Consider the following 12,808-nt stretch of genomic DNA (forward strand, 5'->3'; position numbering starts at 1 on the left):
TGAGTCGTGGCCTGGGCAGGGCGCGGCCCAAAAGAAGAGGGGGAGGGGCGGGAAAGTTGGCGGAGGGGGGGGGGGGCCGGGTGGGGGGGCGGGGCGCCGCAGGGAGGCGGCGCCCGAGTTTACAGGGACTTCTTTGCGCCTCCCCCCCCACCCGCCCCCCCCCCGCCAACCCCCAGGAACCCAGCTTTTGCTTCGGCTGTTGCTGTTGCCCTGGCCTGAAGCGGGTGCCGGGTGCAGCCCGGCCGATACCCTCTCAGTGCTAGTCTGTGGCTACCGACAACCACGGAGGCGGGATGGGGGCGATCGTGTTGTTGCCGCTGTGCGTGGACGATGCCGCGCTCGACCGCTGCCTGGCCGCACTGGATGCGGGCACCGCGCCGGGGACCGCGGTCTGGCTGGCCGACGACGCGCAGACCGGGCCGCGTGCGCAGGCGGTGGTGGAACACTGGTTGGCGCACACGCCACTGCAGGCCGAGTACACCCGGCGTGCACGGCCACTGGGTGAAGTCGCCCACCTGGACGAGATGCTGCGCGCCTGCGATGGCATGGACGTGGCGGTGCTGGCACCGGACAGCGTGCCCGCACCGGGCTGGCTGCAGCAGCTGCAGGACGCCTTCGCCCGCGATGCCGCCATCGCGACCGCAACCCCATGGTGCAATGCCGGCGAAACCGCTGCGTGGCCCCGGCTGGGCGAGATCAATCCGGAACCCGACGATGCCGCGCTGCTGGCGCAGACCTGTGCCGGCCTGCCAGCGCTGCACCCGGAGCTGCCGTCGGCGGTCACCCACGCGGTGCTGGTGCGGGGCAACGCGCGCCGGCGTGCCGGCGGCCTGGACGTGGACAGCTATGCCGGCTGGAACGCGGCGCTGGTGGACCTGAGCCTGCGCATGGCCGGCCTGGGATGGCGCAACGTGTTGTGCGAGACCGCCTTCGTCAGCCGGGCAGGGGAGGCGGTCAGCCGTGATGGCGATCTCGAGGCCCTGGCCGCGCGCTGGCCGGGCTGGGTGCCTCGGCTGGCTGACTTCCTGATGCATGATCCACTGCACGGGCTGCGTGCCGACCTGCAGCAGCGCATGCGGCAGGCGATAATGCCGAAGGAACAGGGGGACCTGTTCGTCCCGTCTTCCGCGCCGGAGCCTCCTGCTTGAATGTTGCCATTGCCGCCATCGTCGTCACCTACCAGAGTGGCAGCACCATCGATGCCTGCCTCTCGCGCCTGCGCCAGGCGCAGGACGTGGCCGAGATCCGGGTGATCGACAATGGCTCGATGGATGGCACGCTGGATATCGTGCGGCGCCATGCCAGCCACGACCCGCGCGTGCGTTTCGTCGGCAATCCGGACAATCCCGGCTTTGCCGCCGCCAACAACCAGGGCGTGGCCGATTCGCACAGCCCATGGCTGGCCTTCATCAACCCGGACCTGATGGTTGAACCGGAAACACTGGCCGCACTGCGCGCCCGTGCCGAAGCGTTGGGCGACTGCCTGCTCGGCGTCGAACAGGTCGACGAGCAGGGCCATGCCGACGAGGCCGTGCGCCGCCGCGATCCGGACTTCCTGATGATGCTGCGCTCGCCAGGCAAGGGCTCGAAGCTGGCGGTGCCGCGTGACCCGCAGCAGGTGCTGCAGCGGGTGCCGGCGTTGTCTGGCGCGCTGCTGATGATGCCGCGTGCATTGTTCGACTGCATCGGAGGCTGGGACGCGGGCTATCGTCTGCACGCCGAAGACCTGGACCTGTGCCGGCGCGCGCGCGAAGCCGGGGCGGTGGTGGCGATCGCCAATGACCTGCAGGTCACCCACGTTCGTGGCGTCTCCAGCCGCTCGCGGCCGTTCTTCGTTGAATGGCACAAGCACAAGGGCCTGTGGCGCTATTTCCAGAAGTTCGAGGCCAGGCAGCGTTCGCTGCCGGTACGGGTGGCGGTGTGGGGCGCGATCTGGGCGCACGCCCTGATGCTGGTGCCGCGCCTGCTGCGCAGGTCGTTGTAGAGCCGAGCCCACGCGCGGCTCAGGCAACAATCCAACCGGGCGTGGGCCCGGCTCTACGGAAGGCGGACGCGCCCACGGTTCACTCCGCCGGGCGCATAATCCGCCCCATGCCTATCATCCAGTCCCTGCTCGACACCGATCTGTACAAGTTCACCATGATGCAGGCGGTGCTCCACCAGCACCCCGGTGCCCAGGTGCAGTACCGGTTCAAGTGCCGCACGCCCGGCATCGACCTGGCCCACTACATCGACCAGATCGACGAAGAGATCGACCACCTGTGCAGCCTGCGCTTCAGCGACGCGGAGCTGGACTACATGCGTGGCCTGCGCTTCGTGAAGCCGGATTTCGCCGATTTCCTCGGCCTGTTCCACCTCGACCGCAAGTACATCCAGCTACGCGCGTCGAAGACCGTGCCCGGTGAGATCGAACTGGACATCACCGGCCCGTGGCTGCACACCATCCTGTTCGAAGTGCCGCTGCTGGCGATCATCAACGAAGTCTGGTTCCGCAACACCACCACCGCCGACTTCGCCGAGGGTGAGCGCCGCCTGCAGGCCAAGGCCGCGCTGCTGCGCGATACCCCTGGCTTCGAGCAGTGCCGCATTGCCGACTACGGCAGCCGCCGCCGCTACTCGCGTGACTGGCACGCCCGTCTGCTGCCGCTGCTGCGCGACGCGCTCGGCCCGCAGCTGGTCGGCACCAGCAACGTGCACTTCGCCCGCCTGTACGGCATGACCCCGCACGGCACCATGGCGCATGAGTATCTGCAGGCCTTCCAGGCACTGGGCCCGCGCCTGCGCGACTCGCAGGTGGCGGCACTGGAATCGTGGGCACGCGAGTATCGCGGCGATCTGGGCATCGCGCTGTCCGACGTGGTCGGCCTGGATGCGTTCCTGCGCGACTTCGATATGTACTTCTGCAAGCTGTTCGACGGTGTCCGCCACGATTCGGGCGATCCGTTCGACTGGGGCGACCGCATGCTGGCGCACTTCCAGCAGCGCCGGGTGGATGCACGCAGCAAGGTGCTGGTGTTCAGCGATGGGCTCGACATCGCCAAGGTGATGCGCCTGTACGACTACTTCCGTGGTCGCTGCCAGGTCGCCTTCGGCGTCGGCACCCACCTGACCAATGATCTGGGGCCAACGCCGCTCAACATCGTCATCAAGATGGTCCGCTGCAACGGCCAGCCGGTGGCCAAGCTCAGCGATTCGCCGGGCAAGAGCATGTGCGACGACCCGGGCTATCTGGCCTATCTGCGCCAGGTCTTCGAGCTGCCGCCGGCGTAAACGCGTCGGCTTGCAGCACGCCGGCTTACAGGTAGTCGACCACCACCAGGTAGGCGCCCTGCAGCGGCTGCTGCTTCGAAGCCTGCACGCTGTAACGCTCGGAGAAGGCGATATCGCCGGCGCGCATCGCGCTGGCCGACACCGACAGCTTCTGGCCCTGGCGCTTGCCGTCGCGCAGCGTGGCGGCCTGGCCATCGGCAAGGGCCGTCACGGCAACCGTCGAGCCCTTGGCCGACGGCGGGCAGGCGGCCAGGCTCAGCTCACCCTGGGACAGGGCCGTCGTGCAGCCCGGCTCGGCGATGCGGCCGCTGAAACGGATGCTGCCGCTGCTGGCCTGGGCCAGTGCGCTGACGGACATCAGGGCCACGCACAGCAGAATGGAGTTCCTCATGACACGTTCTCTGGTTCGGTGTGTCCTAGTTAGCGACAGGTTCGATCCGTCTTTAATAGGACAAATCCGAATCTGCTAGGGCCATCACCAAGAAAGAGTGATGCGCATCAAATAAGGCGATTTTCACTTGAAAAAAGCCTGTTTCCGCGCATGCCAAACGCGTCAGCAGGAGCGTCATGCAGGGTCGTTTGTGACCTGATCCGGCCACCGTCACCTTCCCCACGCTCCCTGGATCTCGATTTCGCCTATCACGTCACATTTAAAGCGTCAATGAATTGGCGTTCAGAAAAATAATGAGACTTTCATCACAGTTGTGCCTATACTTGCGTCACGGATTCAGGGGAAGGTATGTCCGAGTCCGGCCACAGGTGAGACGCAAGGATGGGTCTTGATAGCCCGGCAGTGCTCCTTGCTTCCTCCTCTACTTCTCATCTCTTCAGTAGGGTTAGGTAAAAGCGAATGCACAAGATCAATATCATCGCCGCTCTGATGCTGGCCGCCGCTCCGCTGGCCGCCAACGCCGCCGACGGCACCATCACCTTCAACGGCAAGGTGACCGACAAGACCTGCACCATCTCGACCCCGGGCGGCAAGGACTTCGCCGTCAACCTGCCGACCGTGTCCAAGAACACCCTGGCCACCGCCGGTGCCGTTGCGGGCCGTACCCCGTTCGCCATCAACCTGAGCAAGTGCAGCGCCGGCAACGTCGCCACCTACTTCGAGCCGGGTTCCACCGTTGACTTCAACAGCGGCCGCCTGGTCAACCAGGCTTCGGCCAACGCTGCCACCAACGTGCAGCTGCAGCTGCTGGGCTCGAACAACACGTTCCTGCCGATCAAGGCGGCTGGCACCGGTCTGGCCCAGGACAACTCGCAGTGGGTGACCGTGGCCGGCGACGGCACCGCCAACCTGAACTACTACGCTGAGTACTACGCCACTGCCGCCGCCACCCCGGGCGACGTCACCAGCAGCGTCAAGTACACGATCATCTACAACTGATCGTAGTCGTACCCGCACTGGCCGGCGTACGCGCCGGCCAGTGCATCGCGGCCCCAGGCCACATACCTCGAGCGTAGTACTTCCGATGAAAGCAATCTTTCCCCGGGCGCTGCTGCTGGCAGCGTTCACGCTGCCCTTCTGCCAGAACGCTCTGGCCGGCGTGGTGGTCAATGGCACGCGAGTGATCTATCCGGCGCAGGCGCGCGAAGTCACCGTGCAGGTCGACAACGTGGGCGATTCGCCGGCGCTGGTGCAGGCCTGGATCGACAGCGGCGACGCCAACCAGACCGCCGATACCAGCGATGCCCCGTTCGTGCTGACGCCGCCGATCGCGCGCGTCGAACCGGGCCGCAGCCAGGCGCTTCGCCTGATCTTCTCCGGCGCGCAACTGCCGACCGACCGTGAGTCGGTGTTCTGGCTCAACGTGCTGGATGTTCCGCCGTCCCCGGACAACGCCGACAGTGGCGAACAGAATTACCTGCAGGTCGCGTTCCGTTCGCGCCTGAAGCTTTTCTACCGGCCGCAGGGCCTGAAGGGCGTCGCCAACGACGCGCCGGCAGCGCTGCGCTGGACCCGCACCGGCGACCGCCTGCGGGTGGAAAACCCGAGCCCCTTCCACGTCACTCTGGCCGAAGTACATGCCGTGACCGGCAGCAGTGAAAAGGCCGTCGAGGACAAGGGCGCGATGGTCGCGCCGAAGCAGAGCCTGGAGTTCGCCGCACCGGCGGGCACCGACCAGGTCCGCTTCATCACCATCAACGACTACGGCGGCCGGGTGGAACACACCATCCGCCTCGGCAGCACCGGGGGCTGAACGCGCCGCGCTGGCCCTTGGCCTGCGCATCCCGCCACCGCCGCTGTGCGGCGAATTGAAGGAATGTCAGTGTGATCGGAAACAGATTGACATTGTCGATCCATCAGGCGCTTTGCCTGCTGGTTGCTGGCGTGGCCTGCCCAGGATGGGCGCTGGCTGCCCCGGCCAATCTCGGCGAACAGGCCCTGATGGCGCAGAGTGGTGCGGCCAATGCGCGTGCACCGGAGTCGGCCCAGTTCAATTCCAGCTTCCTGTCTGGCCAGGCCAAGCAGGTCGACCTGGCGGCCTTCAGCAACGGCAACCCGATGGTGGCCGGCAACTATCGTGTCGACGTCTACGTCAACGGTGCCTGGCAGGGCCGTCGCGATCTGCAGTTCAAGGCCGATGCGCAGGGCCGTGTCGACGCCTGCCTGCCGCTGCCGATGCTGGAAGAAATGGGCGTGGACAGCGAAGCCGTGCTGCTGCAGCAGGATCCGTCCGTGCCGACCGACAAGACCAGCTGCGTGCCGGTCCAGCAGCGCATGGCCAATGCCTATGGTGTCTATGACAGCGGCAACCTGCGCTACGACCTGAGCATCCCGCAGGTGTTCCTGCGCCGTGAGGCACGCGGCTACGTCAACCCGGCGCTGTGGGACCGCGGCATCAATGCCGGCTTCGTCGGCTACAGCTTCAATGCCATCGACAGCGACAGCCGTGTCGAAGGTGGCCAGCGCAACCGCAGTGCCTACCTCGGCCTCAACGCCGGCATGAACCTGGGTGGCTGGCAGTTCCGCCACGATTCGAACCTGACCTGGTCCGAGGGCGATGGCCGCCATTGGCAGAGCATCGCCACCTATGCACAGCGCGGCATTCCGCAGGTGCGCGGCATGCTCACCATCGGTGAGGCCTACACCACCGGTGAACTGTTCGACTCGATCGGTTACCGCGGTGCCAGCCTGGCCAGCGACGACCGCATGCTGCCCGATTCGCTGCGCGGCTACGCGCCGGTCGTGCGCGGCATCGCCGAGACCAATGCACGCATCGAAGTGCGCCAGAACGAGCAGCTGATCTACTCCTCCACCGTGTCGCCGGGCAGCTTCGTCATCGACGACCTGTACCCGACCGGCTACGGCGGCGATCTGGAAGTGAGCGTGATCGAGGCCGATGGCCGCCGCCGCGAATTCAAGGTGCCGTTCGGTTCGGTGCCGCAGATGCTGCGCGAAGGCGTGTCGCGTTACTCGCTGACCGCCGGCCAGGTGCGCAACAAGCTGCTGGCCGATGAGCCGTGGCTGGTGCAGGGCACCTACCAGCGCGGTATCGGCAACCAGCTGACGCTGTACGGCGGCAGCGCACTGAGCGACGGCTACCTGTCGCTGCTGTACGGCGTCGGCCTGTCCACGCCGGTTGGCGCGTTCGCCGCCGACGTCACCCACGCACGTACGACGTTCGACCACTACGGCAACCACACCGGTGCCAGCGTGCGCTTGAGCTACAGCAACATGATCGGCGAGACCGGGACGAACCTGACCCTGGCCGCCTACCGCTATTCGACCGAAGGCTTCTACAGCCTGCAGGATGCGCTGTACGGCCGTGATTCGGACAAGCGCGGCATCGATCCGACCACCCGTGGCCGCCAGCGCAGCCAGTTCCAGGTGACCCTGAACCAGCCGTTGGGCCGTCGGGGCGGCGCGTTGTACGTGACCGGCTCGGTGCGCGACTTCTACGACCGTTCCGGCACCTCCAAGCAGTACCAGGTCGGCTACAACAACGCCTGGCGTTCGGTGAACTACGGCTTCTCGGCGCTGCGCACCGAAGAGGGCGTACTCGGCCGCTCGGATACCCAGTACCTGCTGTCGATGAGCGTGCCGCTGGGCCGTGGTGCCCACCCGGTGTCGTTCAGTGCTGATCTTGGCGTGCGCGACCGCGGGGGCTACGACAACAGCCGCGTTGGCATCACCGGTTCGGCCGGTGTCGACAACAACTTCAGCTATGGCGCGGCCCTGTCCGATTCCCGCGAGGGCAGCACCACCGCGATCGGCAACGTCGAATACCGCAGCCGCTATTCCGCATTGAACGCCAGCTACAGCCACTCGCGTGACTTCCGTCAGGCTTCGGTGGGTGCCAATGGCAGCGTGGTCGTGCATCCGGGTGGTTTCACCTTCACCCCGCAGCGTGGCGACACCATGGTGCTGGTGGAAGCACCGGGCGCGCGCGATGCGATCGTCAGCAACGCCCCGGGCCTGCGCGTCGATGGCCGCGGCTACGCCGTGGTGCCGTACGTGTCGCCGTACCGCCTCAACACCGTCACCCTCGACCCGCAGGGCATGGCCCACGACGTCGAGCTGGAAAGCACCAGCCAGTCGATCGCGCCGTTCGCCGGTGCCATCAGCTACCTGCGCTTCGATACCCGCAAGGGCAACGCGCTGCTGATCCAGGTGCGCAACCCGGATGGTCGCACCATGCCGTTCGGTGCGCAGGTCAAGGACGAGCAGGGCCAGCCGGTGGGCATGGTCAGCCAGGGCGGCCGCCTGTACGTGCGCAGTGAAAAGAACCAGGGCCGCCTGCTGGTGGAATGGGGCGCAGGCGCCGACCAGCGCTGCACCGTCGATTACCAGGTTCCGGCGGGCGCCGATGCGTCCAAGACCGGCTTCATCCCGCTGGAGGCAGCATGCCGATGATTTCTTCCCGAGGCCGCAAGGCGCTGGCTGCCGTGGCCGTGCTCGGTGGTGTGTTGCTGGCGCAGCAGGCCAGTGCTGCGTGCCGGATCAGCTCCAGCTGGTTCACGGCCCAGGACGTCACCATGGACATGGGCCAGATCGTGATCCTGCCCAGCACACCGGTTGGCGGCGTGATCAAGGAAATCAGCGAGTCGATCACCCAGCGCGACCGTGTGGCCAGCTGCGATTGGAACGGTGGTCGTTCGATCGGCGAGTACGTCAACGCGGCGCAGAAGCGTCCGGTTCCTGGTTTTGCGAATACCTATGAAACCGACGTCCCCGGTGTTGGCATCAAGCTGTTCCGTGATTCCGGGGCGATCCAGGTCTACTACCCGCATCAGCTCAGCTTTGGCGGTGGCAGCACCGTTACGCTGATTGGCGGTCGCTTCCGCATCCAGCTGATCAAGACCGCAGCACAGACTGGCTCGGGCGTGATCGCGCCCAATGGGCGCTTCACCACATACTACTTCGACGGTGACAGTGCCAGCCGCCCAGTGCTGACTTCAACCTTCAAGGGCTCGGGCACCACCGTGGTCAGCCCGACCTGTGAAGTGCAGGCCGGCAGCCGCAACATCGCCGTCGATTTCGGCAGCGTGCCCAACACCACCTTCACCGGTGTCGGCTCCAAGGCCGTCGATCGTGATTTCGAGATCCGCCTGAACTGCCAGGGCAGCAATGTTGCCCAGTACCAGAGCAAGATCGGCATCCGCCTGGATGCCGACCAGGACAGTTCGAACATGCCGGGCGTGCTGAAGCTGAGCGCCGCCAGCAACAGCGCCACCCGCATCGGCATCCAGATGGTCCAGCGTGACGGCACCACCGAGCGCGAAGTCCGCTTCGGCCAGACCATCAACGTGGGCACCACCGCACCGGGCACCAGTGTCATGGCGCTGCCGCTGCGCGCCCGCTATGTGCAGACCCAGGCCGGTACGGTCGGCGCCGGTGTCGCGAACGGCCAGGCCACGTTCACCATCCAGTACGAGTAAGGCCGCCCCAGGCGGCTGCCCTTGCTGCGTTCCACCGCAACGTCGCCCGTTCCGCGGGCGGCGTTGACTGCGTCTTGATCTTCCAACGATGAAGATCAATGCCACGACGCGCGTACCATCATTCGAATGTGATATACGTCGCGATTTTGGAGTTTCCTCATGAGGTGACCGTCTCCTGCCTGCGGGTGTTGGACGGGAACGCCGAAAGGATCCAGACGTGGCTACAGCTCCTGGCATTCCCTCGCGCCGTCCGCCCGGAGCGCTGCGGTGAAGGTCCTGTCGGTGTTCGGCACGCGACCGGAAGCGATCAAGATGGGGCCGCTGGTGCGTGCCCTGGCCGAGGCTGCGGATATCGAATCGGTGGTCTGCATCACCGGCCAGCACCGGGCAATGCTGGACCAGGTGATGTCGCTGTTCGAGATCACCGCCGACCATGACCTCGATGTCATGGTCCCCAACCAGACCCTCAATGGCTTGTGCGCGAAGCTGTTCGAGCGGCTTGACGCGCTGTACACGCAGGTCCGTCCGGACAGGGTGCTGGTGCACGGCGATACCACCACGGCGATGACCGCCGCGCTGGCCGCGTTCCACCACCGCATTCCGATCGGCCATGTCGAGGCCGGACTGCGCACCGGTGACATCAACCGGCCGTGGCCGGAGGAAATGAACCGGCGGGTGATCGATGTGGTCGGCCACCAACTGTACGCGCCCACGCCCAGCTCGCGCGCCAACCTGGCCGGTGAACACCTGGGCGGGCAGATCCTGGTCACCGGCAACACCGTCATCGATGCCCTGCAGCAGACCGTGGAGCGCCTGGATGCCGACCCGGCGCTGCGTGCGCGGGCTGACGAACCCTTCCATATGCTTGATCCCGATCGTCGCCTGCTGCTGGTCACTGGCCACCGCCGTGAGAGCTTCGGCCAGGGCTTCGAGGACATCTGCCGCGCGCTGGCCGAGCTGGCCCGGCGACCGGACCTGCAGGTGCTGTACCCGGTGCATCTCAACCCGAACGTGCAGGGCCCGGTCAACGCCCACCTCGGCCATCTCGACAACGTGCATCTGGTGCCGCCGCAGGATTACCTGCGCTTCGTGCGCCTGATGCAGCGCGCCGACGTCATCCTCACCGACTCCGGTGGCGTGCAGGAAGAAGCGCCGGCGCTGGCCAAGCCCGTGCTGGTCATGCGCGACGTCACCGAACGCCCGGAGGCGGTCGAGGCCGGTGTGGTGACGCTGGTCGGCACCACGCCCTCGCGCATTGTCGAAGCGGTCAACGCGGCACTGGCACAACCACCGCACCCGACCCGCTTCGATCCCGACGCCAGCCCCTACGGCGATGGCCGTGCCAGCGCGCGCATCGTCGCCGCCCTGCGTGGCACGCCCCTTCCCGAATTCTCGCCCGGCCTCCGCGGCGGCGGTGCCGCCCACTCCCATCCACGCGAAGTGACGCCATGACCCAGACCGGCCGCTCTCCCCTGTTTGCATCCGCCGCCGCGTTCGTCCTGTCGGGCGTGGTTGGCAGTGCCCATGCCGCCGACAGCGTCGCCGGCCAGTTCGCCGAATGGAGCGGCGACAGCACGGTCAGCCGGCAGATGACCCTGCGCGAACTCGGTTTCCGCCAACCGCTGGTGCTCAGCGGGCAGGAGAGCCAGCGCGAGGTCTATCTGCCGGTGCCGGCTGGCGTTGCCACCCGCGATGCACAGCTGCAACTCGATGGGCGCTATGTACGCGGGCACGCTGGGCGTACCTCGGGCTTGTGGTCGGTGGATGGCGATCCAATCGCCGCGCGCTCGATCACCGATGCCCAGGGCGATGCCAGCCAGCTGCTGGCCATCGATGGCGAACCCCGCCAGAACGGCTTCGTGCGGGTCGGCGTCGGCTGGTGGTCGATCGTGTCCGACTACCAATGTGCCGACCAGAGCGCGCCGGCCAACGTGCTGCGGCTGTCGCCGGACTCGCGTTTCAGCTACCGCTTCGACGGCCGCTCCGTGGACACCGTGGCCAAGGCGTGGGGTGCGCTGCCCCCGCAGGTGCGCCTGCTGGTGGATGGCAAGGCACTGCAGGCGCCCGCCTACGATGCGGCCTGGCGCATCGGTACCGCATTGCAGGCCGGTGGCAAGCAGGTGCAGGTGGTGGCGCTGCCCAAGGTTGGTGACAGTGTCGACCTGACCGGCATCAGCATCCCGGCCAGCCTGCAGGGCGTGCCGGCCTATGCCGCGCTGGCCGCGGGCGAGCGGGCATACGCGATCAAGGATCTGGCCGAAGTCGGTGCGCTGCTGTCGCTGCGGGACAGCGGGCCGTTGGCCGCCGATGTGATGATCGGCAGTGATGCGCTGCGGGCCGGCGTGCGCGCGGCGCTGGATGCGCTGGCCGCACAGGTTGCCACCACTGGCGCCGACGCGGGCACGGCGTTCGCCGCGTGGCGCGGTACCGACATGGGTGGCCTGGAAAGGCCCGCGACCAGCGCCTCGGTCAGCGTGGTGGCCGTTGCCGGCCGTCCGACGCTGGTGGTCGACCCGGCGGCGGCGGGCAAGGTCGCCGGGTTGTTCGCCGAACAGTGGCGCAGCTATGCGCTGGGCCGCAGCCTGCAGGTCAGCGCAGCGGGCACGCCGAAGCTGGACGGTGACCAGGTGCTGCTGAGCCGGCTCGGCAACATCGCCGGCACGATGGATGTCGTCACCCGCGCGGACCGCAGTGCCACCTTCGACCTCGGCGCGCTGTCGGCCGATGGGCGCCTGCCCGAAGAGGTGGTGATCGACGTCTCGGCGGCCCCCAACGCGGCCGGGCAGGGCGCGGTGGCCACCATCCATTTCAACGATTACCTGCTGGGGGGGCAAGGTGTTGTCGGCCAACGGCCAGCCGCAGCGGCTGGTGGCCAAGGTGCCGGCCTATGCGCTGTCGGCGCGCAACGAGATCCGGGTCAGCTTCCTGCGCCAGCCGGCACGCCCCTATTGCCACGATCCGGCCACCGCCTATCCGGTATCGGTCCTGCCCAGCAGTCACCTGACCCTGGCCAAGCGTTCGCTGGGCAGTGATTTCGTCGGTGCCAGCAGCCAGCTGTCACGCGGCAACCAGGTGTTCGTGCCCGCCACGTGGCTGCAGGATGCGCCGGCATCGCTGCGCAAGGTGATCGCGGTGGCCAGTGCAGTGGGCGCCTCGCCGGAGGCGTCGGCGCTGAAGGTGGTCGATGCCGGTGCGGCGGTCAGCCCGGGTACGCCGTGGCTGGCCTTCGGTGTGGCGCCGTCGGGTGTTGATGTGGCCGGCCTGAAGGACGGCCACCTGCTGATCGGCGGGAAGCCGCAGCCGCTGCTGGATGTCGGCGGCCTGGATCGCGCTGCGGTGGTGCAGGTCGGCACCTCCGGCGGCCAGCTCGGCGTGCTGTACAGCGACCTGGGCGCACAGGCACCGTCGTTCGGCGCACCGTTCCGGCTGCTGCGCGGTGATCTTGCGGTGCTCGACGGCAGTGATGCCGTGCGCGAGTTCGATCGCCAGGATCCTTACGGAAGCCGCGTTGCCCAGGATGGCAATCCGCAATCGAAGTGGGAACGGCACATGGTCTGGTTGCTGCTGCTGGTCGGCGTGATCGTGTTCGCGCTGCTGGCCGCCCGCGTCACCCAGGTGCGCCGCCGCAAGTCCGCCAACACAGGGCACTGAT

The 12,808-nt window shown here is 67.2% G+C and carries 9 protein-coding genes and 1 pseudogene; 9 read left to right on the top strand and 1 reads right to left on the bottom strand.

Features of this window, described 5'->3' with window-relative positions; genetic code table 11:
- Window positions 1–293 precede the first annotated feature (293 nt).
- From ARC63_RS19925 to pncB, 3 genes are all read left to right on the top strand, one after another.
- Window positions 294–1,148, top strand: a complete 855-nt coding sequence (locus tag ARC63_RS19925; protein WP_019338031.1) for a glycosyltransferase family 2 protein — start codon at window positions 294–296, stop codon at window positions 1,146–1,148.
- Window positions 1,145–1,984, top strand: coding sequence for a glycosyltransferase family 2 protein (locus ARC63_RS19930; RefSeq protein ID WP_057504211.1), 840 nt, complete (start codon window positions 1,145–1,147; stop codon window positions 1,982–1,984). The genes ARC63_RS19925 and ARC63_RS19930 overlap by 4 nt, the downstream gene beginning before the upstream one ends.
- Window positions 1,985–2,091: 107 nt before the next feature.
- Entirely contained in the window at window positions 2,092–3,270 is a 1,179-nt protein-coding gene (gene pncB / locus ARC63_RS19935) for a nicotinate phosphoribosyltransferase (protein WP_010482009.1), read from the top strand.
- Window positions 3,271–3,295: 25 nt separating this feature from the next.
- Here the strand turns inward: pncB and ARC63_RS19940 are convergent, their stop codons facing one another.
- Window positions 3,296–3,661, bottom strand: coding sequence for a hypothetical protein (locus ARC63_RS19940; protein WP_010482007.1), 366 nt, complete (start codon window positions 3,659–3,661; stop codon window positions 3,296–3,298).
- Window positions 3,662–4,120: 459 nt separating this feature from the next.
- On the opposite strand from ARC63_RS19940, the gene ARC63_RS19945 reads away from it, so the two are divergent.
- The 6 genes and pseudogenes from ARC63_RS19945 to ARC63_RS19970 all read left to right on the top strand — a co-directional run bounded on the left by ARC63_RS19945 (window position 4,121) and on the right by ARC63_RS19970 (window position 12,807).
- Window positions 4,121–4,660, top strand: coding sequence for a fimbrial protein (locus tag ARC63_RS19945; RefSeq protein ID WP_010482005.1), 540 nt, complete (start codon window positions 4,121–4,123; stop codon window positions 4,658–4,660).
- An 85-nt stretch (window positions 4,661–4,745) separates the two neighbouring features.
- The gene (locus ARC63_RS19950; RefSeq protein ID WP_049411192.1) at window positions 4,746–5,474 is read left to right on the top strand and encodes a fimbrial biogenesis chaperone; all 729 of its coding nucleotides are present in this window, start codon (window positions 4,746–4,748) and stop codon (window positions 5,472–5,474) included.
- Window positions 5,475–5,566: 92 nt separating this feature from the next.
- Window positions 5,567–8,131: a fimbria/pilus outer membrane usher protein gene (locus ARC63_RS19955; protein WP_057504212.1), complete on the top strand. Its 2,565-nt coding sequence runs from the start codon at window positions 5,567–5,569 to the stop codon at window positions 8,129–8,131.
- Window positions 8,122–9,156, top strand: coding sequence for a fimbrial protein (locus ARC63_RS19960; RefSeq protein ID WP_010481999.1), 1,035 nt, complete (start codon window positions 8,122–8,124; stop codon window positions 9,154–9,156). Before ARC63_RS19955 ends, ARC63_RS19960 begins: the two co-directional genes overlap by 10 nt.
- Window positions 9,157–9,423: 267 nt before the next feature.
- On the top strand, window positions 9,424–10,608 hold the full coding sequence (wecB, locus tag ARC63_RS19965) for a non-hydrolyzing UDP-N-acetylglucosamine 2-epimerase (protein WP_057504213.1): 1,185 nt from the start codon (window positions 9,424–9,426) through the stop codon (window positions 10,606–10,608).
- A pseudogene (locus ARC63_RS19970) lies at window positions 10,605–12,807 on the top strand (hypothetical protein). Before wecB ends, ARC63_RS19970 begins: the two are co-directional and overlap by 4 nt.
- Window position 12,808: the final 1 nt, after the last annotated feature.

The sequence above is a fragment of the Stenotrophomonas geniculata ATCC 19374 = JCM 13324 genome (assembly GCF_001431625.1).
Taxonomy (GTDB): domain Bacteria; phylum Pseudomonadota; class Gammaproteobacteria; order Xanthomonadales; family Xanthomonadaceae; genus Stenotrophomonas; species Stenotrophomonas geniculata.

Excerpts from the sequence above, each read along its gene's own strand:
- ARC63_RS19940 (WP_010482007.1), bottom strand. The coding sequence starts at position 3,661 with ATGAGGAACTCCATTCTGCTGTGCGTGGCCCTGATGTCCGTCAGCGCA.
- ARC63_RS19950 (WP_049411192.1), top strand. The coding sequence starts at position 4,746 with ATGAAAGCAATCTTTCCCCGGGCGCTGCTGCTGGCAGCGTTCACGCTG.
- ARC63_RS19945 (WP_010482005.1), top strand. The coding sequence starts at position 4,121 with ATGCACAAGATCAATATCATCGCCGCTCTGATGCTGGCCGCCGCTCCG.
- pncB (WP_010482009.1), top strand. The coding sequence starts at position 2,092 with ATGCCTATCATCCAGTCCCTGCTCGACACCGATCTGTACAAGTTCACC.
- ARC63_RS19925 (WP_019338031.1), top strand. The coding sequence starts at position 294 with ATGGGGGCGATCGTGTTGTTGCCGCTGTGCGTGGACGATGCCGCGCTC.
- ARC63_RS19960 (WP_010481999.1), top strand. The coding sequence starts at position 8,122 with ATGCCGATGATTTCTTCCCGAGGCCGCAAGGCGCTGGCTGCCGTGGCC.